This is a genomic window from Halanaerobium sp. MA284_MarDTE_T2 (genome assembly GCF_003337245.1).
Lineage (GTDB): Bacteria > Bacillota > Halanaerobiia > Halanaerobiales > Halanaerobiaceae > QPJE01.
In genome coordinates this window covers 52,499-78,746 of record NZ_QPJE01000004.1, presented here as the reverse complement: position 1 = coordinate 78,746, position 26,248 = coordinate 52,499, and the positions used below count along the sequence as shown (strand labels likewise).

At 32.1% G+C, this 26,248-nt stretch carries 19 protein-coding genes and 1 CRISPR repeat array (1 of these 20 only partly in view); of the genes, 4 read left to right on the top strand and 15 right to left on the bottom strand.

What is annotated here, in order from left to right:
• Positions 1-4,328: a CRISPR direct-repeat array (repeat unit 37 nt; unit sequence CTTTCAGTCTCCTAGTAAGCGGAGAGGTAAATGTTAG); it reaches 2,275 nt to the left of the window's first position.
• A gap of 182 nt (positions 4,329-4,510) precedes the next feature.
• The 10 genes from cas4a to DFR78_RS03120 form a co-directional block, all read right to left on the bottom strand.
• Positions 4,511-5,428 carry a type I-A CRISPR-associated protein Cas4/Csa1 gene (cas4a, locus tag DFR78_RS03165; protein ID WP_114457395.1) on the bottom strand — a complete coding sequence of 306 codons (918 nt, stop codon included), beginning with the start codon at positions 5,426-5,428 and terminating at the stop codon, positions 4,511-4,513.
• 4 nt (positions 5,429-5,432) lie between these two features.
• Positions 5,433-6,014 (bottom strand): CRISPR-associated protein Cas4, encoded by a 582-nt coding sequence (cas4, locus tag DFR78_RS03160; protein WP_233486957.1) that lies wholly within the window; start codon positions 6,012-6,014, stop codon positions 5,433-5,435.
• The gene (cas2, locus tag DFR78_RS03155; protein ID WP_114457394.1) at positions 6,007-6,252 is read right to left on the bottom strand and encodes a CRISPR-associated endonuclease Cas2; all 246 of its coding nucleotides are present in this window, start codon (positions 6,250-6,252) and stop codon (positions 6,007-6,009) included. Before cas2 ends, cas4 begins: the two co-directional genes overlap by 8 nt.
• A 2-nt stretch (positions 6,253-6,254) precedes the next feature.
• Positions 6,255-7,265, bottom strand: coding sequence for a CRISPR-associated endonuclease Cas1 (gene cas1 / locus DFR78_RS03150; protein WP_114457393.1), 1,011 nt, complete (start codon positions 7,263-7,265; stop codon positions 6,255-6,257).
• Between the two features lie 19 nt (positions 7,266-7,284).
• Positions 7,285-8,238 (bottom strand): CRISPR system precrRNA processing endoribonuclease RAMP protein Cas6, encoded by a 954-nt coding sequence (cas6, locus tag DFR78_RS03145; RefSeq protein ID WP_158531701.1) that lies wholly within the window; start codon positions 8,236-8,238, stop codon positions 7,285-7,287.
• A 12-nt stretch (positions 8,239-8,250) separates the two neighbouring features.
• Entirely contained in the window at positions 8,251-8,928 is a 678-nt protein-coding gene (locus DFR78_RS03140; RefSeq protein WP_114457391.1) for a hypothetical protein, read from the bottom strand.
• Between the two features lie 12 nt (positions 8,929-8,940).
• Positions 8,941-9,897 carry a DevR family CRISPR-associated autoregulator gene (locus DFR78_RS03135; RefSeq protein ID WP_114457390.1) on the bottom strand — a complete coding sequence of 319 codons (957 nt, stop codon included), beginning with the start codon at positions 9,895-9,897 and terminating at the stop codon, positions 8,941-8,943.
• Positions 9,890-11,761, bottom strand: a complete 1,872-nt coding sequence (locus DFR78_RS03130) for a hypothetical protein (protein ID WP_114457389.1) — start codon at positions 11,759-11,761, stop codon at positions 9,890-9,892. Before DFR78_RS03130 ends, DFR78_RS03135 begins: the two co-directional genes overlap by 8 nt.
• A gap of 15 nt (positions 11,762-11,776) precedes the next feature.
• Complete coding sequence (gene cas3, locus DFR78_RS03125) at positions 11,777-14,155, bottom strand: CRISPR-associated helicase Cas3' (protein ID WP_158531700.1); 2,379 nt, start codon at positions 14,153-14,155, stop codon at positions 11,777-11,779.
• Between the two features lie 278 nt (positions 14,156-14,433).
• The gene (locus DFR78_RS03120; RefSeq protein ID WP_114457387.1) at positions 14,434-15,408 is read right to left on the bottom strand and encodes a YafY family protein; all 975 of its coding nucleotides are present in this window, start codon (positions 15,406-15,408) and stop codon (positions 14,434-14,436) included.
• Positions 15,409-15,664: 256 nt separating this feature from the next.
• Here DFR78_RS03120 and DFR78_RS03115 point away from each other — a divergent pair, with 256 nt between their 5' ends.
• Genes DFR78_RS03115 through DFR78_RS03100 form a run of 4 tightly spaced genes read left to right on the top strand, consistent with a single transcriptional unit; the run spans position 15,665 to position 20,171 of the window.
• Complete coding sequence (locus DFR78_RS03115) at positions 15,665-16,027, top strand: CBS domain-containing protein (protein ID WP_114457386.1); 363 nt, start codon at positions 15,665-15,667, stop codon at positions 16,025-16,027.
• Positions 16,028-16,064: 37 nt separating this feature from the next.
• Positions 16,065-17,255 carry a hypothetical protein gene (locus DFR78_RS03110; RefSeq protein WP_114457385.1) on the top strand — a complete coding sequence of 397 codons (1,191 nt, stop codon included), beginning with the start codon at positions 16,065-16,067 and terminating at the stop codon, positions 17,253-17,255.
• Positions 17,252-18,412, top strand: coding sequence for a glycosyltransferase family 4 protein (locus tag DFR78_RS03105; protein WP_114457384.1), 1,161 nt, complete (start codon positions 17,252-17,254; stop codon positions 18,410-18,412). The genes DFR78_RS03110 and DFR78_RS03105 overlap by 4 nt, the downstream gene beginning before the upstream one ends.
• Positions 18,413-18,428: 16 nt before the next feature.
• A complete protein-coding gene (locus tag DFR78_RS03100; protein ID WP_114457383.1) occupies positions 18,429-20,171 on the top strand; it encodes a cyclic nucleotide-binding domain-containing protein in 1,743 nt (580 codons plus the stop codon).
• A gap of 168 nt (positions 20,172-20,339) precedes the next feature.
• On the opposite strand, the gene DFR78_RS03095 is transcribed toward DFR78_RS03100, so the two are convergent.
• The 5 genes from DFR78_RS03095 to DFR78_RS03075 form a co-directional block, all read right to left on the bottom strand.
• Positions 20,340-21,590, bottom strand: coding sequence for a Glu/Leu/Phe/Val dehydrogenase (locus tag DFR78_RS03095; protein WP_114457382.1), 1,251 nt, complete (start codon positions 21,588-21,590; stop codon positions 20,340-20,342).
• A gap of 176 nt (positions 21,591-21,766) precedes the next feature.
• Positions 21,767-22,984 carry an AraC family transcriptional regulator gene (locus DFR78_RS03090; protein WP_114457381.1) on the bottom strand — a complete coding sequence of 406 codons (1,218 nt, stop codon included), beginning with the start codon at positions 22,982-22,984 and terminating at the stop codon, positions 21,767-21,769.
• 215 nt (positions 22,985-23,199) lie between these two features.
• On the bottom strand, positions 23,200-24,231 hold the full coding sequence (locus DFR78_RS03085) for an ATP-binding cassette domain-containing protein (protein ID WP_199505542.1): 1,032 nt from the start codon (positions 24,229-24,231) through the stop codon (positions 23,200-23,202).
• A complete protein-coding gene (locus tag DFR78_RS03080; protein ID WP_114457380.1) occupies positions 24,224-24,925 on the bottom strand; it encodes a GTP-binding protein in 702 nt (233 codons plus the stop codon). The genes DFR78_RS03085 and DFR78_RS03080 overlap by 8 nt, the downstream gene beginning before the upstream one ends.
• A complete protein-coding gene (locus tag DFR78_RS03075) occupies positions 24,922-26,148 on the bottom strand; it encodes an ABC transporter substrate-binding protein (protein WP_114457379.1) in 1,227 nt (408 codons plus the stop codon). Before DFR78_RS03075 ends, DFR78_RS03080 begins: the two co-directional genes overlap by 4 nt.
• Positions 26,149-26,248 lie beyond the last annotated feature (100 nt).

Genomic DNA, 26,248 nt, shown 5'->3' with positions numbered 1-26,248 from the left:
AGTCTTTCAGTCTCCTAGTAAGCGGAGAGGTAAATGTTAGAACAAGTAATCCCAGTGGTCCAGTATATTCTGGAAAGCCCAAATGAGTCTTTCAGTCTCCTAGTAAGCGGAGAGGTAAATGTTAGCTGACAATTTCTTCTGCTTCTAATACATATCTTTCTCTTTCAGTCTCCTAGTAAGCGGAGAGGTAAATGTTAGATAGAGTATAGAGGGCAAAAAAAGCTAAAAAAAAGGAGCTTTCAGTCTCCTAGTAAGCGGAGAGGTAAATGTTAGGCGTGTTGAGCTATCGCACCGTCTGAACGCTGGGATTCTTTCAGTCTCCTAGTAAGCGGAGAGGTAAATGTTAGTCAAATCACGATTAGATAAAAGGCAATCTAAATTTGACTTTCAGTCTCCTAGTAAGCGGAGAGGTAAATGTTAGTAGAACCATACCCACAATTTGAAGGCATAGAAAATGACTTTCAGTCTCCTAGTAAGCGGAGAGGTAAATGTTAGAGTAAAAGAAATGCAGGATAGTTTAGATTCAGCTTCTTTCAGTCTCCTAGTAAGCGGAGAGGTAAATGTTAGAAAGATTTACTTTTATCAATTTACCACCTTGCTAAAACTTTCAGTCTCCTAGTAAGCGGAGAGGTAAATGTTAGCCGGCAGCAAGTTTAAGAAAGCTGCTAGCAAAGGACTCCTTTCAGTCTCCTAGTAAGCGGAGAGGTAAATGTTAGAAAGAAACAATGCTCAAAATATTAGATTGGTACATCGCTTTCAGTCTCCTAGTAAGCGGAGAGGTAAATGTTAGGTTGATGATATGGAAAAGGTGATAGATAAATACTTTGCCTTTCAGTCTCCTAGTAAGCGGAGAGGTAAATGTTAGAGAAAGTATGCACTCAATGGAATGTTTGCTATTGACTTTCAGTCTCCTAGTAAGCGGAGAGGTAAATGTTAGAAATTATATTTTGTATTACTATTATCTAATTCTGATGCTTTCAGTCTCCTAGTAAGCGGAGAGGTAAATGTTAGCGAACCAAATGAAACTGAAGGCGGTGTTTTATTAAGCTTTCAGTCTCCTAGTAAGGGAGAGGTAAATGTTAGTAGACATGGGGCTGGAAACGATAATAGAGCATACAGACTTTCAGTCTCCTAGTAAGCGGAGAGGTAAATGTTAGAGAAATGGCTTCTGAAGCTACTGTAAGACAATATGAACTTTCAGTCTCCTAGTAAGCGGAGAGGTAAATGTTAGTCTACAACATTAATAGAAACAGGAACAGAAATGTGCTTTCAGTCTCCTAGTAAGCGGAGAGGTAAATGTTAGGACACAATCCATTCAGCTCACGAGGATTACCCTTACCTTTCAGTCTCCTAGTAAGCGGAGAGGTAAATGTTAGTTATCAGCAAGTAAGTTGCGGAAACAAGCTGTTAAGCCTTTCAGTCTCCTAGTAAGCGGAGAGGTAAATGTTAGTGCTTAACATACCGCGTAGACTCAAATATTTACCTGACTTTCAGTCTCCTAGTAAGCGGAGAGGTAAATGTTAGTACCTGGTACAAGTCACCGTCAAAGCGGATATTCTCTCCCTTTCAGTCTCCTAGTAAGCGGAGAGGTAAATGTTAGAAATACTACAGGCGTCACTGAGTGGATCACCAGAAACTTTCAGTCTCCTAGTAAGCGGAGAGGTAAATGTTAGATTCATTAATCAACTAACCTCACATTCCTGATCTTCTTTCAGTCTCCTAGTAAGCGGAGAGGTAAATGTTAGGCCCTTCTGAGTCCACTTAGTATTCATAACTACATCCTTTCAGTCTCCTAGTAAGCGGAGAGGTAAATGTTAGACTTTAGTAACGGAAATGGAAGGTGGAAAAGAACAACTTTCAGTCTCCTAGTAAGCGGAGAGGTAAATGTTAGTTAAAGGTTGAATTTGATATATGAAAAGAGAAAGGGCTTTCAGTCTCCTAGTAAGCGGAGAGGTAAATGTTAGATGGAGAGGTTCAGCATTAGGTGAGAGTGATTTACACTTTCAGTCTCCTAGTAAGCGGAGAGGTAAATGTTAGAAGAGATCGCCCATACTAACTACAAATATTTTTGCCTTTCAGTCTCCTAGTAAGCGGAGAGGTAAATGTTAGTCATAGGTTAAATGAGTAGATAACCAGACTCTTAAACCTTTCAGTCTCCTAGTAAGCGGAGAGGTAAATGTTAGAGAATATAGATAAAAATTAATTCTCTTTTGATGGAACTTTCAGTCTCCTAGTAAGCGGAGAGGTAAATGTTAGTTGAAGAAACTCACTATGCTAATTTTCGCACTTACTCTTTCAGTCTCCTAGTAAGCGGAGAGGTAAATGTTAGATCGAACCTCTATCACTGTCATTATAGCTGATTAATCTTTCAGTCTCCTAGTAAGCGGAGAGGTAAATGTTAGTAACAGCAACAAGGCAAGATGCAGCAGTTACAGTTAACTTTCAGTCTCCTAGTAAGCGGAGAGGTAAATGTTAGTCATCTTCGTTGTATTTTGACTGAATAATCTTTTCATCTTTCAGTCTCCTAGTAAGCGGAGAGGTAAATGTTAGTAAAGCCAAAGGTCGAGCAGATCAGGCACGCAGCCAGCCTTTCAGTCTCCTAGTAAGCGGAGAGGTAAATGTTAGAAAAATGGCAAAGAAATATATGAAGGGGATATATTAGCTTTCAGTCTCCTAGTAAGCGGAGAGGTAAATGTTAGTTAATGGGATGGTTGACTGTGCTGGTAATGTCTATGAACTTTCAGTCTCCTAGTAAGCGGAGAGGTAAATGTTAGCTGAGAGTGGAGCCTCTCCCTCTTCCAGCTGGTCATCCTTTCAGTCTCCTAGTAAGCGGAGAGGTAAATGTTAGGTACACTTGCCCACTATATGGTAGAGTGTGAGTTGAACTTTCAGTCTCCTAGTAAGCGGAGAGGTAAATGTTAGTAAAAGTAATGGTTAATATCTTTGATAATATTAATATCTTTCAGTCTCCTAGTAAGCGGAGAGGTAAATGTTAGATTTTACTGACAGCAAAATGAAGGAAGTGTATAATCTTTCAGTCTCCTAGTAAGCGGAGAGGTAAATGTTAGAGGCAATGCTGAAGCATTTGGCAGATACGGCTATGAGTTCTTTCAGTCTCCTAGTAAGCGGAGAGGTAAATGTTAGTCAAAATTGTAGCCATGGGCTTACATTGTGGGTAGACTTTCAGTCTCCTAGTAAGCGGAGAGGTAAATGTTAGATTACGCGTTTGAGAGGTGTAGAAGATGCTAATAAGACTTTCAGTCTCCTAGTAAGCGGAGAGGTAAATGTTAGGCAAGTGGTAAGCCAGACAGACAGGTTATTATGACACCTTTCAGTCTCCTAGTAAGCGGAGAGGTAAATGTTAGACGATAAAGTAGGATTTTTATTTAAGAAGGTGAAGTAACTTTCAGTCTCCTAGTAAGCGGAGAGGTAAATGTTAGAAAGACCAAAAGTCAGATATGGCACAACTTAATCAGACTTTCAGTCTCCTAGTAAGCGGAGAGGTAAATGTTAGTACGAAGGATACAGAAGGTATGATGAATACAGGAAGCTTTCAGTCTCCTAGTAAGCGGAGAGGTAAATGTTAGAGCAAAGATACAGGTTTGCCACCAATAGAGGGCGCCTTTCAGTCTCCTAGTAAGCGGAGAGGTAAATGTTAGCCGAAGAATCCTGCATCCATTGTGCCAAAACTCAATGTATCCTTTCAGTCTCCTAGTAAGCGGAGAGGTAAATGTTAGGTCAGCCACAGAAGCACAGATTGTGGCTCAATCAGCCTTTCAGTCTCCTAGTAAGCGGAGAGGTAAATGTTAGAAAAATGATTGAGAACGGGTTCGTTCAGGCTGTAGAAACTTTCAGTCTCCTAGTAAGCGGAGAGGTAAATGTTAGGAAATAGAACAAATAAAAAATGAATTAATTAAAAACCTTTCAGTCTCCTAGTAAGCGGAGAGGTAAATGTTAGGTCAAAGATTATTACAACAGATGTCAAGAAGCGAAGGCTTTCAGTCTCCTAGTAAGCGGAGAGGTAAATGTTAGCTTTAGCCAACTCTATACACTTATCCTCTAATCCATCCTTTCAGTCTCCTAGTAAGCGGAGAGGTAAATGTTAGTTACATCTGGGATGACACAGGCGCAAAATAAGATGCACTTTCAGTCTCCTAGTAAGCGGAGAGGTAAATGTTAGTTTTTATTTCTAATAATAATCTTCTGGCTTGTGCTGCCTTTCAGTCTCCTAGTAAGCGGAGAGGTAAATGTTAGCAACATTAGGAGAAGGTACTTCACTCGGCTCTGGCTGCTTTCAGTCTCCTAGTAAGCGGAGAGGTAAATGTTAGAGCAATTTTCAAAAAGAACAAACCCTTATATAACAGGTATTCCAGTATGACAATCCTTTTAATTCCATTGACTTATCTCGAAAAATTATTTTCTGCATCAACACCCCTGCCTTTTGCGAAAATTAATTCTAATTATATTATCTTACTTGATTTATTCTTTAAATAGACAACAATTCCTTCATTTAATTACACTCATCATAAAAAGGACATATTTTATAACAATTATTGGCAATACCAGGATCAATATCTTCATAAATCATTCTCATTTTTTCGTCGCGCTGCTCAATAAATTTTTGGCGCAATTCATCAGTTATAATAAATAGATCTCTTTTAATTAATATTCTTTTGTTCTTGAATCCTGGATAAACAAGACATCCTAAATTTACCGGAAAAGAGAATAATGATTCCATAACAAGAGCATAACCAGTAACACTGAGTTTGTAAAACTCTTTTTCTTTTCCAAATTTAGTGTCAACTATCATGGGCTCTGAAAAGTTTATGGCATCAGTACTTAAATATGAACTTAGTCCAATAAAAGATCCGTTCAATTTTTGCTCTACTACTATTGGAATAACTTGATGAATTAGAGCATCAACATCAATATATGGTTGGGAAGATAAAACTTCCTGCATCCTAAATTTGACTCTTTGAGATTCAAATCCCCATATTTTTTCTATTTTTTTGATCAATTTTTCTTTTGAAGTGTTATTAAAATAATATGAGCCGATTAATTCACTAATAATATTACTATCCAAATTAAACAAATTATCGTATTCTACTTCTTTAATTCCATTGATATATAATTCTTTTTTTGCAGAAGTAATAAATTTCATCAGTGTCTTGTGTAATAATGATCCTTCCAGCATTTTATCATTAGCTTTGAATTTCTTTTTCATGACTTTTTGAAGATATAAGTCTCTATTGCTGCTGCAGTAATTATTTGCAGTTTCTGCGACTCCCAATTTAATATCATAAATCGGTTCTAAAGGCGGTTGATTCCAATTCCAGCCTCTAAGATTATAATCAATATACATATCTCTAGATTCTGGAATTAATGATTTATGTAGATATAGCTTTTCTTCTTCATTAAGAAAATACATTATTTCACCCCACATCTCCACAATAATTTTTGAACTCACATTCTTTACACTTTTTCCATCCTGAAGCCTTATCAGGATAATGTTCTTTTTCTATTAATTCTTTTATTTCAAATATTAATTGCTTAACTTTTTTTCTTAACTGATCATTATTTTTATAAAAATAACTGTCTTTAGTCGGTATAATATGAATAATCCCTTTTCTAACTGGTAACTCAAATTTATCTTCGATCAAAAGCATGTAACCAGCCAGCTGATATTTATGATTTAAACCTGGTCGAGAATTAGTATACTTCATTTCAATAGGAACTATTTCTCTTTCCTGTTTTACCAGCATATCTAATTTACCACTTAAAGAATACTTTTCAGAAAATACCTTGTGTTTAAATATTTTATTTCCCTTATCCAAATTATACCTCTTTAAAGTTCTTCTTTTTTCCAATTGATCAACTATATCATGCTGTTTGCTACCAAATTCCATTTTAAATGTTCTTTTCTTACTTACAGGCTGACAGTAAGTATAATAAATTATGCGCGGACAATAAATATACTGTTTTATATCAGTCACATTTAGTATCAGTTTATTCATTTTTTATTTCCTTTTTTAAATTCATGTCTTTAGAACAAATTGGATAGAGCTGTATATCACCAGATTTATCTTTTAAAGTTTGAACTAATTTCAAATGTAATTCTTCTCTTCTGTTGATACTTAATTTTCCCATAAATGCACTCCACTGAATTCTTTTGAGACCATAATCTTTACAAACTTCAGCAATTTTATTTCTTGTTTTGTCTTCTGTAATATCATAAATAACCAGAGTATGCATTTCTACCAGCTCCCTACAAAAGGTTCATATTCTCTTTCACCTCTAAGATGAGTTGCAATATGTCTGGCTTGTCTCTGAATTATATTTTTGATTTTTTCTTTTTTGCCTTCATACTGATGATAACTATCAAATTTTTTCTTTAATTTTTTTCTAAATTTATTTTTGGTTTTTTTAGTTAGTCTATTTTCTTTTACTTCCAAATTAGTACCGCGATTAATCATTGCAAAAATTGTTTTATCTACTGTCTGTTGTCTAAATTCTTCTACAAAATCTAAAACTAAAGAAGCCCTACCAGAGCGATCTACATGCATAAAACCAGCAAATGGATCCAAACCAGCTAAGATAACTGCACCCTGAACATGTGAATAAAGAATAGCATAACCATAATTAAGCATTGAATTTACAAGATCAACTGCACCTCTGGTCTCTCTACCTGTAAATCCAACCTCTTCAGGTAATATTTTTGCCACTGTCTGCCAATATTTTTTAGCTGCATGTGCCTCTAAAGTCATTATATCCTGTCTAATAAAATCAATTTTTTCATCTTCAATAACTGATATTTCATTTATCATTTTTTCAATTTCTTTAATTCGCTTACACATATAATTATAGATTTCTGGATTTCTCTTTTTTCTATATTTACTCATATATTTTAACAGATTAACCTGATTACTTACTTTCCCTAAAACAAATGCTTTGGCTAGAGAAACACCTCTTTGATCATCAAAAGCAGTCAGTTGAGCCCTTCTAGTTTTAACAGTTCCCTGTAAAAAAGGAGAGCTTAATTTTGCATATGGTTCATTTTTAAAATTCAAAAAATCAATCTGAATTCCTCTTTTCATGCATTCTTCAATGGCATCAGTTGATAAGCTTATACCTTTAGAAGTAATTATCACTCGACTAATTTTAAAAAAAGGTTCTTCTCTCTTAATCTTACCCTTTTCTTTAACTACCAATCTTTCACTTTTTTTACCCAAAAACTGTCCATAATTATTTAAATAGATTTCCTTCATTTAAGCCCTCCAATCTTTATTAATAATTTAAAAGTTCAAAGTTACCCTGACCAAAAACAGTATTTTTCCCTAAATTTAAATATTGAGCATAGATTAAATATGGTAAAAAATCTGCTATTTCTCCTTCATAACTTACTGCCCCTGTGAATCCCTGCATTTCAATTTTTTTATTCTGTTTATCAGAATAGCGATACCAGTCGTTCCACTCCAAATCTTTATAAAGCAATTTTATTTTTTCAGCTTTATTTAGATAGTCATTAAAATAAATACTCATTTCCTCTCCATAAAAAGCAGCCATTGTTGATAAACGTCTAAATAAAGTGCGCATTAATAAAGAAAATTCTAAATTATTCTTGATATATTTCCCATTAACTTTAATTAATGTTGGAGTTTTAAACAGCAGAGTAACTTTATAATTAAAATATGATTCTTCTTTCTTTATGTCATCAATATAAATTGTGTTATTAATGTTTTTAATCTCAGTATCCTTATAGTCAAAGATTTTTGTTTTTTTTCCTTTTAAATCATTTTCTGACCAAATATTTTTTAATAAAAAATTACTCCTTCCAGAACCCAGACCAATCTGCTGTAATTTTTTCCAACTTTCAATTACATAAGGGATAAACTGCTTCATATAACCAAAAATTCTAATTTTAAATGTTAATTCCTCTCCGGATGAGTACTGTTTTTTATAATTATTATCTGTATTGAAAATAAAAGGACGCAATTTGTTTCTAAATCTTTTAGAGGTCTTAAGCTTATCTTTTTCTGTTAGAAATGGATTAAAAAACAAAGAATAGGGACAATTATCTTTCAAATTACATCCTTTACATTTTTTATCATCAAAACTACAGGAAATTTCTCTTAAAGATCTACCAAAAGCACCCCGAAATGTTGAACCAGGGTGTTCTGGCAGATATAAATCTTCTAACGCCATTAAATTAAATTTTAAAGTTGTTATTGCTAAATCCATCATTATCCCTCTTTAATTTGAAATTTTATAATATTGATAACCATCTCCTGATAAAGTTTTTTCTATATTAACCACATATAATCTTTCATTATTATCTCTAGATAAACTTTCATTTTCATTATAAATGTTTATAGCTTCAAAACTAGCGTCTATAGGAATATCTTCAGTTTGTTGAATAATTGATTTAAATTTGAAATCAATCTCGCCATTACTCATTAATTTTAAATGATTGTCATTTAGATTATCAATTATTTTTGACTCTTTAAACTGCATAAAAGATCCTTTTTTTCCAAAATAATTAATTCTCAAAAATAACGACTTTAATAATTCAATTTTTTCTTGATTTATATCGTCTATATTTATCGCCAGTTTTAAGCTTCCATTAAAATATACATATTCTCTGTATGCAGGTTTAGAACGTCCAATCTTATTTCTTAAATCATTGATTCTACCGAAAGTTTTATTTACAACTGCTTCTGCTGGTAAATTATATTTTATTTCTCTTCCCTTAATTAGTTCAAAAACTTCTCTACCTTTTTCCAGATTAAATTCTTTAATTGCTTCTGATATTAAAGCCATCTTAACTCCAAAGGGAGTTGGAAATAATAATGAAGTAGCAGCAGTATTAGTTGCTTTTATGTCTTTGAACGAAAATAACGATGTTGGTATATATTCAACTTCTAACCACATTATAACTCCCCCTTATTGATTTTTTACACCATAAGGAACAGTATCATTAATAAGATCTTTAATTATATTAGTAAATTCGCTCATACTCTTAAATTCTTTTAATTCAACTTCTTCTCCGATTTCGTTTAATGTATTAGATATAGAAGATATTTCATTTTTATAATCAGGATTAAGAGCACTAATTGTTGGAGCAGGAACTGAACTATAACTGATACTTACTACTCCTTCAAAGCTGGTCATATGAGGCGCCTGAGTATTTCTCATTGCACCTTCTGGAGAATAATAGGTCATCATAATTGATTTAAGTAAAGCCTGATATCTATTTTTAATCGCATCATCATCTAATACATAATCCTTAGAAATATCATTATAAGCTATTCTTGATATTTCAAGATTATTTACTACAGCATATTGGCCGGAATTTAAAGGACGATAAAAAATATTCTGTCCTTCATTTTTACCTGTGCCTTCAGTTTTTTCTAAATCAGAATATTTTACATGAAATAAGTTCTCAGAATTAAACTCTTCTGGTACAGCAACCAACCAGCCAAATTCAACTGTCGAATCTCGACCAATATTTTTATTGTTATTTGTAATTAATATCCCTTCTAAATCATCAACAGCACACATTTTAAGCATTTCATCGACTATCTCAGATTTAGTGTTATCATTTTTGGTAAATTCATCAAAATTATCGTCAATTGTGATTCTATTAGCATCAAATTTTTGGCATCCACTGCATAAAGGTAAATCATCGTTATTTTCTGCTATTTTAAATAAATGAGCAGCCTGGATATGTTTTAACATATCTCCAGATACAGCATTTACTGTTGCAAGTTTACCGGCTCCATTTGTTATTGTAACATTTCTTGTTGTTAACTGATTACCCTCAGACTTTTCATTATTTAAATCATGAAGATTAAGTCCAACTTTACCATTAATAGAAATTGAATATACTCTTTTACTCATTATTATCCTCATCTCCTTTTACTTTCTCTACTTTTTCATCTTTACCAAAACCATAAGCCAGCAGCATATTACCAATGATTTTAGAATCATGGTCATCAATTAAAGCAACAATATCTTCAAAATCTTGAGTTGTTAAATTTGATCTCATAGGATTTTGATTATGAAAATTATCAAGTCCATTCTCATTATTATAATCTGCCATAAAAGTTGAAAGTTTAGTAATTAAAGTGTCTTTATTTAAAGAAGCTCTTCTAATATCCTGCAGCAAACCAAATTTAATTTTTTTCTTTTTACCTAAATAAATAGGAATTAAAGTACTGTTTCTAATTGCCTTAGCAAAATTTTGAAAACCCTCATTTTCTAGAATTTTAGAATATCCGCCCCCACCAGCATTATCTAATTTATTCATAATAAATTTAACACTCCTTTTTGTATACATTTTTGCACTCTCATTATTCCCCAGCCTCTGCATTGCAAGTAAAGCATGCTGATAATAATAACTTAATAAAGAACCAACTTCTTCAGTTGTTAAAAAATTATATAACTCCTGAAATAATTTAACATCTTCATTTTTATCATCAATTGGTGTAATCAATTCTTTAAACTCTTGAAAAACTTTTTTAAAACCAACTTTATCTTTTTCTTCATCTAAAATAATCCAATTCGGAACATTTAAATCATAAATATTTTTTATAATATGGTTTTGCCCCATATCAACTAAATAAACATTTTTAATTCCTTCAATATAATTTTTTAGTACTGTTCTTCTTCTTTTCCTTCTTTTACTTTGATTAAAATCTTCTAATTTATCTAAAAGGTTAATTATAAAATCACTGAGGAAAAGAATATTTTGTTTTTCTAAGGTATTACCAGGATGAAAACCATTCACTACACTACCATATATATTATCAAACCTGCTAATAGAAACTTGATTTGGAGAAATAACTGAGTATAATCTATTCCCGGACTGCATTCCCTGTAAGATTAATGATTTATAAAAACCAATTAAAACCAAATATAAACGCAACCAATTTTCTGAAGTATTTTTTGGTGAAATACTTGAAGAAGCTGAAATATCATCATTATTTAAACCTTTAACTCTTTTTGGAAGTAAACTACTTAAAGCATTATGAGTTGTTATAAAATCAATTTTAGCTTCATTATATAATTTTTTTATAGTTTTTGTTTCTTCCAAATTATTTGCACTTTCATTTAATTTGTCTTTTATCAAATCTTTAACTTTATTTCTCTTGCTCCAATGAAAATTTTCGAACTCATTAAATAATTCATCTAAATCTGACTCTATCCTAGATAATTCATTATCTTTAAGATTATTCTTAACTATACTTTTAAAATTATTTAATTGAATATTAATAAATAAATCATCGATTTTCGCAACTAGGTCATTGAATTTCTCAGTAGGATTCGAATAATGTTCTAAAATCAAATATACCAATTCTGAAAAATAATCATTAATTTTATAAATATCATTCATTATCTTATTACTAAGAGGAATCCCAGTTGCCTGTCTTATTAATGAAGATTTCCTTTCATTAGGCGACCAATCTTTATATTTTTTTTCTTGAGTAAAATCAATAATATTTTCTGTATAATTTGGTTTATCATCCATCTTATCATAATAAATTAATGGATAGAGTGTATTGAAATTCAATTGATTAAAATACTCTTTTTTTATTTCTTTTTCACTTTCTATTACAAAAAAAGCACCATTATTATTTATCCAAATATCAACTCCTTCAAAATTATTTTGATTAAAAACTTCTTTTACTAATTCTGCAACCCCCCTTGCCAATAAAACGTCACTATAGTCTCCTTCAACTTTTTCAATAAAAAACTTTCGCATTAATTCACTCCTTTCTTAGATCTTATTTAAATTTTTTGTTGCTTCCTGATCAGATAATCTTAAAATTCTAATTAATAAAAAATAAAATAAATATTCATCTGTAGACGTAATTCTTATTTCGTCAGCTAAATCAGTGATTTCTTCACCAGGTTTTAGTGTAAGAAATAATTTATCTAATTTCTGGTTCATAAACTTTCCAAGTTCGTCATTACTAAAGAAATTGTGATTTATCTTTGTAAAATAATTTATAACTTCTTCAGAAATACTATATGAACTAATTTTATTTAAATTAATACTGTGATGAGAGACAATTGACTTTCCAATAATATCTATAATAACTTCATTTTTTTTAATATAATCAAACACAAAATCTTCTATTATACATAAAGCTATCCAAAAGCTTTCTCCAGCATGACCAGGAGGCCTAGAAATTCTTTCTCCATGAGCTATATATTTAAATTCATTTTTTTTATGTGCCTCCTGCCATGATTTTTGCAGTTTTCCTAAATCATGCGCCCAAATAGTTAATTCAATAATATCTTTAAATTCTCTATCATTTAAATTAAACTGTTTCTTTAAATAATTAGTTAAATATTTAATTCCATCTAAATATTTATCCACTTCAGATTTAATACTATTAATGTGCTGCAGATAGCTCTCCTCTTTATATTTTTGATTATTATACTCATCTTCCTGCTGATTTTTGGGCAGTCTTTTAAATTCTATACCACTTTGATTAAAAAGCAACCCATTTTCTTTATCATAAGCAAAAAATTCTGGATTTAATAAATAAGTTTCATTAGCATATATTTTTTCTGAATCTATTTTTTTATAAGTATATTTAAAATCACTGTCATCTTCCTGCTCAATCACCTGTTTAACTGACCACTGAGAAGTCTCTTCTTCAATTCCTTTTATCTTTGATTTAAGAGTCCAGGGGGAAATACTTAAACTTTGATAATTATATGGAGAATCACCATCAACTATCCATTTTTTTATTATGATATTGCATCCTACTACATCTCTAATTAAATCTTTATATCTCTTTTTATCTGGAAAACTCCAGCTCTCTATAATAAAACTATTAGGTGTAAAATCAGTCTTTTCCTTAATCTGCAAATCAATATTTGTTTCTTTACTGTAGATTTGATCAATAATTTCTTGAGATTTTTCAGATGTCAAAATTTGTCCATTAATATCTTCTAAATGCTTAAAGGTTTTTAAAGTTATCAATTCATCATAAGGAAGATATTTTTTCTTACCATCGTTTAAAACATCATAAACAAATATTTCCCCTTTTTCATTTTGGTATCTTGCACAGCGTCCAATTCGCTGTAAAAATGAATCTATAGAAGAAATTTCTGTATGCATAATATCCGAGGTAATATCAATTCCAACTTCTATAACTTGGGTAGAAACTAATATTACATTACTATTACTATTTTTTTTATTAAATAATTTTTTTATTTTTTTTTCTTTATTACTTCTATCATTATTTAAAAACCTAGAATGAATTAAAATCAAATTAATATTGTAATCTTTTTTATTAATTATAGATTTTAAATCTGAATATATTTTCTGTGCATTATCTACTCTATTACACATTACTATAGATTTTTTTGATGGACCATTTATTTGGGTATGTAAATCAAATATTTCTTCAGCATTCATCGTTCTATTATTTACATTAATTCTACGTTCTTTTCCTTTTTGAGTAACTATATCTTCCAAATATTCTCTCTGATCGGCTCGAATAACTTTAGCATCTAATTTATCTGCAAGATCATTAGTTCTTTTATTAGAAAGAGTAGCTGTCATAATACAGAAAGGTACAATTTCTTTTAATTTTTCTAATAATAAAACTGTAGTTGTATATGATCCCTCTAAATCAAATAGATGAAATTCATCAAATATTAAATATGAAGATAAAACTGCTGCGACATTTATATTAGCCAATCTATTAGATAAAGAAATTGGCATACTTAAAGCTGAAGATAAACTTTGATCAAAGGTTGTAAAAACTATATCACCAGTAAAATATCTATCTTCTTTATGTTCTCCAGTTTGTACAGTGACATTATAATCTCTATTAAAACAACCTTTATTAATTTCTTTACTTATATCGTTGAACAGGCTATTAACTAATGTTCTTCTAGGAGTAGAATATATTAATTTCTTAGGAAAGTCATAATTTTCTTCATTTGCTATAATAAATGGTAATATAGAAGCAAGAGTCTTACCAGCTCCGGTTGGAGCCTGTAATATTACATTTTGACCACCTAATATTGTCTTTGCTACTTCCTTTTGATATTTAAATGGAGAAAAGTTAGTAGTTGTTTTTCCGCTATTGGTTTTTAAATAATTCTCATGAATTAAATCGTTTATTTTAATCACCTCTTTATTAATCCAATTATATTTATATTTATATTATAATAAAACCAAAACAAATTGTCAAATATTTTGTAAAACTTTTAATATATAAATTAATTTGATATAATATTAATTACTCTATTAACTAGGAGACTGAAACATTATTATTTATATTTAGAGATTATTCCGTTTACTAGGAAATTTAATAAAATATTATTAAAATATTATGACTGTAAATGAAAAATTTTCCCACCTCCAACTTTATCTTACCACATCCCTCTGCCACCACTATGTCGCAAACATCAGTTTTTTTCATAAATTTTACACATTTTTTCTGCTACCTCTGCAACTTCCTGTTTTAATTCTTCAGGTTTTAAGACCTCGGCTTCAGCACCATAACTTAAAATCCATTTTTTTATTTCTTCTCTGCTGGTAGTTCTTACAGAAAATATTATTTCATTATCGGCTAACTTCTTTATTATCTGATTATCAGTCCACTGGTATTCCGGAACAAAGCGGGCGGCTCTGCCTGTAAATTTTACTTCAACATCCAGCTCTTCCTCTCCTTGTTCAACACCCCAGGAATTGTGCAGCTGTTCATCCAGAGAATAATCATTGGGAATAGTATAACTTTCATCAGTAAATTTTATGTTTTTTATTCTGTCAATTCTAAAAGTTCTGATCTCACCACGCAAATTACAAAAAGCAATTAAATATGGTGCACCATTATTAAAAAATATATTATATGGATTTATCTTTCTTGTACTTTTTTCATCTTTTCCCAGAGCATAATAATCGATTATTATGCTCTCCTGTTTTTCAATAGATTTTTTTATCAGCTTAAATTTTTGCCTGTGTTCTTTTAAATCAACAAATGGATCAGAAATTATCTCATAACTATTTATGTAAGTACCCAGACTCCCTTTTATATATTCAGGTAGTGAATTAATAACTTTTGCTAATGCAGACTCCAGCTCCTTTTTCATAGGAAAATTCTTATTTTTATATTCTTTTGCTGCCAGCATAATAGCTTCGGTTTCTTCTTTGTTTAAATTGGGACTTTCTAATCTAAATGTCTCCAGTATTTTATACTCTTTTAAATGTCTGTCATAATATATTGGAATGCCGAGTTCTTCCATAATTTTCTTATCTCTATGAAAAGTACGGGCAGAAATATCAAAAGTCTCTGTAATTTTATTAACATCCCATCTGCCATATGGCTGTCTTAGCAACATAATCATCTTAATTATACGAAATACCCTGTTTGTTTCTGTCAATAATATCCTCTCCTAAAAAATAATAGTTTCCATATATTTTTATATTTCGGTAAATATAATCTAATTCCCTTTTATTTATCAAAATAAATGCTGATTTTTCTTAAAAATTACTTTTTTCATTTAGGACATTTGTCCGGTTCTATTACCCTACCTAATTTTAAATAAAATCTAGTTATTTTTTCCTTTTTAAAGGATTTTGGCACTAATTATAGAATATAAATATATATTGAGATTGATAATTAAGGAGGTTTTATAAATGCTGGTACAGGAAATAATGACTAAAGATCCAGTAATAATTGAAGTAGATAGTGATGTAAACGAAGCAGCAAGACTTCTTTCCTATTACAATATAGGGCGGCTTCTTGTCGTCAAAGATAATGAACTTGTTGGTATTGTTACAGATGGTGATCTAATGATTGAGCACGACAGAGATATGCCAATTAAAGATTTTATGTCAGAAAATTTAATAACAGTTAAAGAAGATGACACTATTGCTGAAGCAGCCAGAATTTTAAAAGAAAATGAAATTAGTGGTATGCCTGTTGTAAATGAAGAAGGTCATCTGGCTGGAATTATTACAGTTGAAGATATAGTATACCGTTATGTTGCAGAAAAATAAATTTATATAAACGGTAAAATACGGGGGAGGGGACAAAATGGCAAAAATTGCAGTGGGGGCAATCTGTAATTATTTGAACTCCATTCATCCATTTATTGATTTTATTGCTAATGCAAGAGCTCACGGCTATGAACCAGAAAAACTAATAGTCTGCTATTCTCATGGTTATAAATCTGAAGTAGTAGAAAGGCTGCGCCAGACTATTAAACTGGATCTTGTTCAGATGAACTATGATCCAGAATTTAATTATAAGCTCAAAAGATATGGATTAACTAAAAAAGAAATTAACTTTTTTCTGCGCACACCAGAATTTGACTATCACCAGCTAATACCATATGGAAAACGTAGAAATTTAGTAATCCTACAAAGTTTAATATCTGAGCCAAAGCTAGACTACCTTTTCTTTATTGATACAGATGTTAAACCATGTCTTTTAACTTCCAGAAATGGAAATTTTGCAGCCATAAACTTTTTCGGCAGGCATCTGGAATATCTGGAAAAAGAAAATGTAGTGGTAACAACAAGTGATTACTCCGGTTATTATATTATACCTCCACTTAAGTTTAAAAAAAGAAAAGAACTTTTAAAAGGCCTTCAGAAAGAAGAAGCTTTAGAAAAAATAAAAAATACTAAAAATAATATTACAACAGCAGATATTTATCAGAATAATATTAGAGAAACCAATAAAATTCTTGGAGGCAATCATGCCATAGATTTAAAATTCAGCAGTATTCTTCCTCCTTTTTATTCTACAAGCTATTATTTTAATGGAGAACTTTTTTTAGGTCGCGGAGAAGATACACTGCTGGGTCTGGAAATACCTGATGGAAAACATAAAATTATAGATATAGATACACATATTTTTCATGATACCTATGATAACTTTCCAAAAGAACCAGATATATCTGATGCAGATATTCAGGAAAGATTATTTTATGCCTGTACAGGCTGGCTGGGGAGAAATCCATTTTTAAACTGGTATCTAAAAAAATATGGATATATCTCATCTTCAGAGTTTAAAAAAAGACACAGAGAACAAAAATTAGCCCTTCAGGCTGGGGCACCAGCACTGGCAGAATACACTGGTAACGATAATTTTAAACTGCTGCCTGATATTTTTTCGAGTGCGTGGATGCAGTTAGATCAGATGGTGGAAAATTATGAAAATACAGTTGAAAACTGGCAGGCTGTTATAAAAAAAATTACAGAAAGGAGAGAAAATCAATGAAAGTACTTCTCATAAATCATTTTCCTTTAGAAGGGTCAGGCAGCGGTGTTTATACAAAAAATATAGCTTTTCGCCTGATTGAAAAAGGACATGATGTTAAGGTAATAGTTGTTGATAATGAAATAAATAATAATTATAACTTTCCTGTCAGAACAATTATGCACTATAATTTCCCCTGTTTTACTACACATCCAAAAAGCAGTAATCAGTTCTATAATTTAACAAGACAGGAAATGAACGACTATCTGATGCGTTTTATAGATACAGTGGTTGAAGAAGCAGAAACTTTTAAACCTGATGTTATTCACTGTCAGCACCTCTGGGTGGCACCATATGCCACTATGCAGACAAACATTCCCTATGTTGTTACAGCACATGGAACAGATATTAAAGGCTACAAAAAAGATAAAAGATACCGCCACATAGCTCTGCAGGGGGCCTCACATGCAGATAAAATAATTACCATCTCAGATCAGGTACACAGTGATGTTAAAAAATATTATTTTATTAAAGAGGAAAAACTGCAGAAAATATTAAATGGTGTAGATGAAAAATTATTTAAACCCCAAAAAATTGACAGGCTTAAGCTGCTCAAAAAATATATTAAAATCGATGAAGAACCTCAATATCTGATTACATTTGTAGGTAAGTTGACTCACTTTAAAGGAGTGGATCTGCTGATAAAAGCAGCTGAAAAATACGAAAGGGAATTTGAAGATATAGTAACATTAATTATTGGAAATGGAGAGTTGAGAAAAGAGCTGGAATCTCAGGTGGATGAACTTGAACTTAAAAATGTATATTTTTTAGGTAACTTACCCCAGCAGGAACTGCCCAAACTTTACAGCAGTGCCGATCTATCTGTTGTACCATCCAGAGTTGAGCCTTTTGGACTTGTCGCAGTAGAAGCACTTGCCTGCGGCACTCCAGTCATAGCGTCCAGAGCAGGTGGACTGCCTGACTTTATAAATGAAGATGTGGGCAGACTTTTTAAAATGGATGATTACAGTGATCTGGCTGAAAAAATAATTGCATCTCTCAAAGAAAATGATAAAGAGAAAAAAGGTCAGAAAGCAGCTGAATATGCAGTAAATAATTTTTCCTGGTCCAGAGTTATTGATGAATTAATAGATGTTTACAACGACATTATCAGCTGAGGAGGTATAATAATATATGAAAACAATTATGGTTATACCAACATATTGGGGCCGGCATTCAGAAATAGGCTGGCAGATGGGAGATGAAATTTATGACCACCCTACTCCTATTGATCAGGAAGGTACACTGGGAAGAACCCTGGACAGTATGCAGGTAATAGAAAATAAAGATTATGAACTAATTATCCTGGTAGCAGTAACAACACCTGAACTGCAGGAAGAAGCTTATAAAAAAGTTTCTCAAATAGTATCAGAACACAGACCATCGGTTAAAACTTATGTAATTGGGGACAGCCATCTGTCAGAGATAAAGAGGGAATACAGACGATTAAGTGAAATAAATACTTCTATTCTTTCTCTAAAAGGATATTCTAACATTAGAAATATGTGCTTATATACTGCATATATTCTGGAAGCTGATACAGCAGTATTAATAGATGATGACGAAATATTTGAAGACCCAGAATTTATGGATAAAGCAGTTGAATTTATAGGAGGAAGGCTCTACGGTCAAACAGTTGATGCTGTAGCAGGTTATTATCTTAACAAAAAAAATGAATATTATGATGATGTAGAGATTGAACCCTGGATGACCTTCTGGAACAGATTTGGCAGTAAAACCAAAGCTTTTGATAAAATAATAGGTAGTGAACCCAGACTGAAGAAAACCCCCTTTGCTTTTGGAGGATTGATGGTTATTCACCGCAATCTATTTAAAATTGTACCCTTTGATCCAGAAATGACACGCGGTGAAGATATCGATTATGTAATAAACTCAAGGATGTTTGGCTTCAACTTTTTTCTCGACAATACCCTTTCTATTAAACATCTTCCCCCAGCCAAAAACCATGCTGTCTGGCAGAGGCTGCGCCAGGATATCTACAGATTTTTCTATGAAAAAGCAAAAATAGAAGGCCAGGAAGAGCGTCCCAATATGATTAAGATAGAGCCAGAAGATTTTGACCCTTATCCAGGTGAATTTATGAAACCAGACCTTGAAGATAAAGTTACAAAAACAAATCTCATTTTATCTCTCGACTACCTCACAAGAGAACAGGTAGAAAATGCTAAAGCTTCTATTAAAAATATTTATATTTCCAAATATGATGCTGTTCCAGAATATAATGTTTTTAAAAAATATCTTGAAGTACAAAAAAATTGGCGTGAACTTCTCAATTTTGCCAGAGATAATTCTTATACTTTAAATAAAATATTCAAAAAAACACAACTAAGATACAAAAAAGACGATTTAGATGCTGCTGTAGAAACTAATTTTACCAGCCTAAACCTGGATCTTTTTCAGGAACTTTCCGAAGAAGAAGAGATGTATTTGATAAACATCTCAGAGATCAAACAGTTTAACCCTGATGAAATAATAATTAACAGTGATGATATCAACAACACACTCTATATCATTCTATCAGGCAAAGTCAAAATTTCTGAAAACAGTGAAAATGGACATGAAGAAATAGAACTGGCTGAAATGAATCCCGGTGACTTTTTCGGATTAACATCTCTAATAGCAGAAAACAACACCCCTTATATGATGGATATAAAAGCAGTTGAACCTGTAACACTGATCAGCTTTAACAGGAAAGATCTTATGGAATTTTTTAACACATTTCATGAATCAAGTATAAAACTGCTTCTTTATTTTATGGAAAAATTAAATGAGCATCTGAAATTAATTACCGACCTTTATGCAGAGTCACAGCATAAAACACAGGATATACAGTCTGCTATAAAAAATGGTGATTAATATAATTTTTTAAGAAACCACATGCAGCGCAGAAGAGTGCAGGTTAACCTGCACTCTTTTGTCATTATTAGCATTATTTTATTATATATAAAATTTATCACAATTCCCAAAATAATAATGCTAAATTTTCAATTCCACAAATTTAATTTTTTAAATCAAGTACATATTCTACTCAAGCCAGCCTCTGCTTTTCATTGCTTCAGTTAAACGCTCTATCGCAACAATATAGGCTGCTATACGCATAGTTACATCTCTCTCTTCTTTCATCTTAAACACTTTTGAAAACGCATCAACCATTATCTTTTCTAATTTAGAATCAACTTCATCTCTGGTCCAGTAGTAGTGATAAAGATTCTGCACCCATTCAAAATAAGAAACTGTAACACCACCTGAGTTAGCAAGTATATCAGGAATAACAGTAATTCCTCTCTCCTGGAGAATCTTATCTGCTTCAGGTGTTGTAGGCCCATTAGCGGCTTCTATAATATAATCGGCTTTAATTTTTCTGGCGACTTCTGGAGTGATTTGATTTTCCAGTGCAGCTGGAACAAGAATATCACAGTCAAGAGAAAAAATTTCTTCATTTTCTATAACCTGAGAGTTTTCATAATCACAAACCTGCTTACCTTCTTTTTTGAGTTCATTTAAGTGACAGGGTTCTAATCCATCTGGATTATATACTCCACCATAGACCTCATTAACTGCTACAATCTTACAGCCCAGGTCATGCAGAAATTCAGCAGTAAAACTGCCAACATTGCCATACCCCTGCACAACAACTCGGGCGCCATCCAAATCTATATTAAAAGCTTTAGACATTTCTCTGGCCACATACATTAGTCCTTTTGCAGTTGCAGAGTCACGCCCAAATGAACCTCCTAAAACAATTGGTTTACCAGTCACAAGACCAGGAGAGTTTACTCCTTTAAGCTGAGAAAACTCATCCATAAACCAGCTCATAACCTGTGGATTTGTATAAACATCAGGAGCAGGAATATCCTTATCAGGACCAATAAGAGGAGCTATAGCTCTAATAAAGCCTCTGCTCAGTCTTTCCAGTTCTCCCTGACTCATACTCAACGGATCACATTCAACTCCTCCTTTGGCACCCCCAAAAGGAATACCTACAAGCGAACATTTAAACGTCATCCAGGATGCAAGTGCTTTAACTTCATTTTCATCCACCTGAGGATGAAAACGAATTCCCCCCTTGGTCGGGCCAAGAACATCATTATGCTGGCACCTCATTCCTTTAAATATTTTTACTTTTCCACTGTCCATACGGACAGGTATTGATACTTTGAGAGTTCTTATAGGTTCCTGTAAAAGTTCCCGTACCTGTTGATCTAAACCCAATTGATCTGCTGCCTCATTCAGCTGTTTTACAACCGAATCATAAACACTAATGTCATCTGACATAAAATAAATACCTCCCAGAATAGATTAATAATAATAACTTACTGTTAAATATTTTCTCCACCTGAAAGGCATCTCCTGTATCACATTTTTTTGCTTTTCTATCTATTTTTGTTAAAAACATCTCAAATTTTAAAAATACAATTATGATTTGAAATTTAGCACAAAATTGTGCAGATTTAAAATCCTTTTTGTCCGAAGTTCTCTGTTCTATATTTACTGGGCGGCATATTAACAAATTCTTTAAAAACTCTGGTAAAATAATTTGGTGTATTAAAACCAACTTTAAAGGCTATTTCTGATATGTTTAAATTTGTTTCTTTAAGCAGTTCTTTAGCTTTCCTTATTCTGAGGCGGTTTAAATATGTAATAAAATTTTCTCCAACTTCTTCTTTAAAAAGGTGGCTGAAATAATAAAAACTCAGCCCAATTTCATCAGCTACTTCCTCCAAAGTTAGATCTCTGTTATAATTATCTTCCATATAAAGCAGTGCTCGCCTAATCTGTTTCTGATCTTTAAGTACATTACCACTTCTTCTGATAATATCTATCACTCTTGTTGATAATCTTTCTATTAGTACAAAAAGTTCATCCTCTGTCGCCAAACCAATAATTTTTTCTACATACTGATAGTAATTATCCAAAAATCTACCTGAATCAACAAGATCTTCTTCCAATTTTTTAATCAGATCATTTATAAATTCCATTACTGTAAGCTTTATTTTGTCCGGCTGAATTTTTTCTCTACATATATTTACAACAATTGATTTCATAATACCCGGAATTAAATCATCATTACCCCTGTCTATATTCTCGAATAGTTCCTCTTCTAAATCCAGAAAATTTTCTTTTTCATCTCGACTGCCGGCAGGTAAAAAAAGCTCTTCAATATGAGCTACTTCTTTCTGCTGAAAGGCAGCTGTTTCACAAACATCTGCTGCTTCTCTGTAAGAGAATAAAAGTCCTTTAATTTTTTCATAGCTTCTTCCTATTCCACATGTAAATTTCCAGCCTTTTTCTGCTTTTAATCTATCCAGGATAGTCCTTACAAAGTTCAGGCTTTGTTGATAGCTTTCATTTGAAGGTGAAAGTACCTCATTTTTGAAAAATAATACAAAATAACCGGGATATATATTGGAAACAGCCAGCTCTATATTTTCTTCTCTACCTGTATTTTTTATTATTTGTATAATCTCATTTTCTTCATCTCTTCTGGTAAAATTACTTTTTTTATAATAATCAGCCTCTGATGATAGTTTAAATACAACTGCAGTATTTAAAGGTAGTTCATATGTCATCAAATCTGCATTATCCAGCAGGTGCGAAAATTTACTGGAATATCCTAAAAGTAAATCATTTATTATTGATAATTCTCTTTCAAATTGTCTGTCATACATTTTTATCCATCCTTTTATTTCCTTCCTTTACCATAATCATTTACTTCCGTAAAATCTTCAGAGCATGAGTAAAAGTTAAAGATTGTCTTTTTTAAAATTCTCTCATCATAGTTTTCTTCCCATTTTCTCTCCTATTTACACAAGTAAAGAGGCAGTTTAAACTGCCTCTTTAATTAATTTAATTATACATTTTTTATAATATACTTTCAATAGGATTATGCATCATACAGAGAAAAAATGTTATTTCTCTTCAATTCTCTTCCATAACGCAGATCCTCACGCAGTTCATTTAAATAACTATCAATCTCTTTTAGTTCTTTTAACATAGATTTTTCTTTTTCTGATGTTTTGATAATATCTGCTATTCCACCATTATTGATAATTATTCTTCTATCACCCATCAGTGCCAGTATTGGGTCATGAGTTGCCATCAGAACAATTTTTTCTTCTCCAACAAGCAGTTTTAGTGCTTTTTCTCTATTAATTCCGGCATTTTCTATTTCATCGATTAATATTATCGGAGATGAACTCAAAATAGCTGTATCAGCTATCATTAATGCCCGGGACTGCCCACCACTTAAACCCGTTATCTGAGCTCCAGGGGAGAATTTTTCACCTGCAAGCCTATTTGCTTCTTCTATTATTCTTTCCACTACCTGATCTTCATTTTCTATCAATCGGCTCTCCGCATGAAGGTGCAAAAACTCTTCAACAGAAAGATCCATAACAAAGTTCATATTTTGAGACAGCTGTGCAACTAATTTTTTGCCTCCGGAAAATCTCCATTTTTTGTCAGCTTTTTCTCCATTTATTAAAATATGTCTTCCAGTTGGGGTATCTCCACTGGCAGTCCATTCTATATCTGCCAGCAGGCGGCTTTTCCCCGATCCTGTTGGTCCAACAATTGAAATAATCTCTCCATTTTTAATAGTTAATTTTTCGTATTTTTCTGCATATCCTTCTTTATCTTTACCTGGAAGAATTGATAAATTTTTTACAGTGTTGTCTTCTACTCCCAAAAATTCCTGCATGTTTTTTATATATTGAATCAGTTTTTCAGCAGTCTCATCTTCAGAATAAACAATATCTTCCCTTTCAATACTGCTTATGTTTTTAAATATCTCATTCAATGTCTGAGATTTATTCTCAATTGGAATTTCCTGTTCTTTAAAAAAATTTTCGATATATGGATATTTCTTAATAATCTCTTCTATACTTGTATTTTTTATCTCTATTTTACTATACACCACTATCACCCAAATCTATTTTTCTTACATTACCCAGCTGATGTTCTTCTCCTATTCTAGTTTCACCCAGACAGTAAGAACACATAGCAGAAGGCATAGAAAATCTTAATTTTTTACCTTTTACCGTATTGATATCTTCATCTTCATCAAACAATAGGGTTGAAAATTCAAAAGAACCCTGGCCTGTCAATCCATTTACATGCATTACGAGTGCATCAGGGTTAACAGTATTTACCTTTGATGCAAACACTTCTCTTTCCGCCTGTGAAACAATATCTCCTTTAGTTATAACAACCATATCTGCAGTTTTAAGCATTGGGCCTATTTTGCGTGGTGTATTAATTCCGCTTAAATTATCTATTACACAGACTGCTTTGACATCCTTTATATATGGGGAACACCGATTACATAATCCGGCACTTTCAGTGATAAGCAAATCAAGCTCTTTATCCAAGCCCCACTGCACTACTTCTTCTATATTGCTGACAAAATAATGATCAGGACACAGTGAACCTGATAAACCTTTTTTTACAGGAACACCCACTTTTTTATAAAGTAAGTCATCATCAGTATAAAGGCAGTCAAATTTAACAACACCTACCTTTAAACCTCTGTCATGTAGTGATTCAATTGTTTTTAAAATTACAGCAGTTTTACCAGAAGATGGTGGTCCAGAAAAAGTTACTAAATTCATCCTACCAGCACACCTCCAGCAGTTTTTGTAAATTCATTTTCCAGCTCTTTAAGCAGCTGACCGGGATCACTGCTGCGCAGAAAATCCCAGCCCGGCCACATAAAATCTGCACCTTCTGGAAGATTATTATTAATTCCCGGAAGAACACTGGGAAAGAGACCCTGCTCGGAAAGAATTTTGCCGATTTTTACTGAAGAAAGAAGGTCAATTAATGGTTTAATTCTATCAGCATTTTTCTTTTTGCTCAGCATAAAGATTGGACTTATAATCGCACCATCTTCAGGCCAGACAAATTTCATGTGAGAAAATCTCTTTGCCATTCTGGTAAAAAAGTACGGCATTATAGTAACTGCAGGCTGATCTTCGTCTTTTCTTCCACCTTCTTTAACCATCTGTGCTGGGTGCAGAGATTTTTTCATAGATCTGCCCAATCTTAAAATAGATTCCCGACCATACTTTTTGTAGAGATTAAGCAGAATTGCATTAAATAAATCAAAGTCACTTACCGGAAGACTGACACTATCAGTAAATTCTTCAGAAAGTATATCTTTCCATGTTTTGGGTATATCTCTACCTCCCAGCTCTTCCATATTAACAATAAATACTGCAGGCACAACCCCTATTACTGAATAGTCCCCTTCAGGATCCAGCAGATCAATATTATTATCTTTAAAATCTTTATTTAAATCATTAATCCCACTTAAATCTTTAAATACTCCCTGCCTTCTATACTTATCTATTAAATTTTTGTCAAAGAAAAGATCAAAACCAGCGGAAATAAATATATCCGAAATTTCTTCTTCACTATCAATTTTTAATAATCCTTTTTTTAGCCAGTCGAGCCCCTGAGAAGCAGACTTTAGGTTTAGCGAAAGAGGATAATTCAGATCATCAGCCAGCTTCTCCAGTTCTTCAAATATAGGTATTTTAACCGGACAGGGTAATAACCCTTCAACTCTTATCTGATCAGCAGTATTTTGAGCCTTTTTTCCTATAAAGTTATCACTTTCTATTTTTTCTATTAAAATATCTTCTAACTTATCCAGATTGATCTGCTTTATTTCTGCCGCCTGTTTAAGAGTAATCATCCTACCAAAACTTTTCCTTTTTTCTTTATCAGCCAGCTGTTCAAAACCTCTGTTTACCAGTACTGATATCAGTTCAGGATACTGTCGGCATATTTCTGCTAAATTATCATCTCGAGAAAAATATTTATTGCTCATTTTTATCACTCCTGCTTTGTTTTAAAATAATTTTAAAATCTGTAAAACCAATTATATAACTGCATATATTTAAACACAAAATGTAATATTATTATTCAAT

Bases quoted from the DNA above. Each gene is read 5' to 3' on its own strand.
- cas4a (WP_114457395.1), bottom strand. From the start codon at position 5,428: ATGTATTTTCTTAATGAAGAAGAAAAGCTATATCTACATAAATCATTA.
- cas4 (WP_233486957.1), bottom strand. From the start codon at position 6,014: ATGAATAAACTGATACTAAATGTGACTGATATAAAACAGTATATTTAT.
- cas2 (WP_114457394.1), bottom strand. From the start codon at position 6,252: ATGCATACTCTGGTTATTTATGATATTACAGAAGACAAAACAAGAAAT.
- cas1 (WP_114457393.1), bottom strand. From the start codon at position 7,265: ATGAAGGAAATCTATTTAAATAATTATGGACAGTTTTTGGGTAAAAAA.
- cas6 (WP_158531701.1), bottom strand. From the start codon at position 8,238: ATGGATTTAGCAATAACAACTTTAAAATTTAATTTAATGGCGTTAGAA.
- DFR78_RS03140 (WP_114457391.1), bottom strand. From the start codon at position 8,928: ATGTGGTTAGAAGTTGAATATATACCAACATCGTTATTTTCGTTCAAA.
- DFR78_RS03135 (WP_114457390.1), bottom strand. From the start codon at position 9,897: ATGAGTAAAAGAGTATATTCAATTTCTATTAATGGTAAAGTTGGACTT.
- DFR78_RS03130 (WP_114457389.1), bottom strand. From the start codon at position 11,761: ATGCGAAAGTTTTTTATTGAAAAAGTTGAAGGAGACTATAGTGACGTT.
- DFR78_RS03115 (WP_114457386.1), top strand. From the start codon at position 15,665: ATGCTGGTACAGGAAATAATGACTAAAGATCCAGTAATAATTGAAGTA.
- DFR78_RS03110 (WP_114457385.1), top strand. From the start codon at position 16,065: ATGGCAAAAATTGCAGTGGGGGCAATCTGTAATTATTTGAACTCCATT.
- DFR78_RS03105 (WP_114457384.1), top strand. From the start codon at position 17,252: ATGAAAGTACTTCTCATAAATCATTTTCCTTTAGAAGGGTCAGGCAGC.
- DFR78_RS03100 (WP_114457383.1), top strand. From the start codon at position 18,429: ATGAAAACAATTATGGTTATACCAACATATTGGGGCCGGCATTCAGAA.
- DFR78_RS03095 (WP_114457382.1), bottom strand. From the start codon at position 21,590: ATGTCAGATGACATTAGTGTTTATGATTCGGTTGTAAAACAGCTGAAT.
- DFR78_RS03090 (WP_114457381.1), bottom strand. From the start codon at position 22,984: ATGTATGACAGACAATTTGAAAGAGAATTATCAATAATAAATGATTTA.
- DFR78_RS03080 (WP_114457380.1), bottom strand. From the start codon at position 24,925: ATGAATTTAGTAACTTTTTCTGGACCACCATCTTCTGGTAAAACTGCT.
- DFR78_RS03075 (WP_114457379.1), bottom strand. From the start codon at position 26,148: ATGAGCAATAAATATTTTTCTCGAGATGATAATTTAGCAGAAATATGC.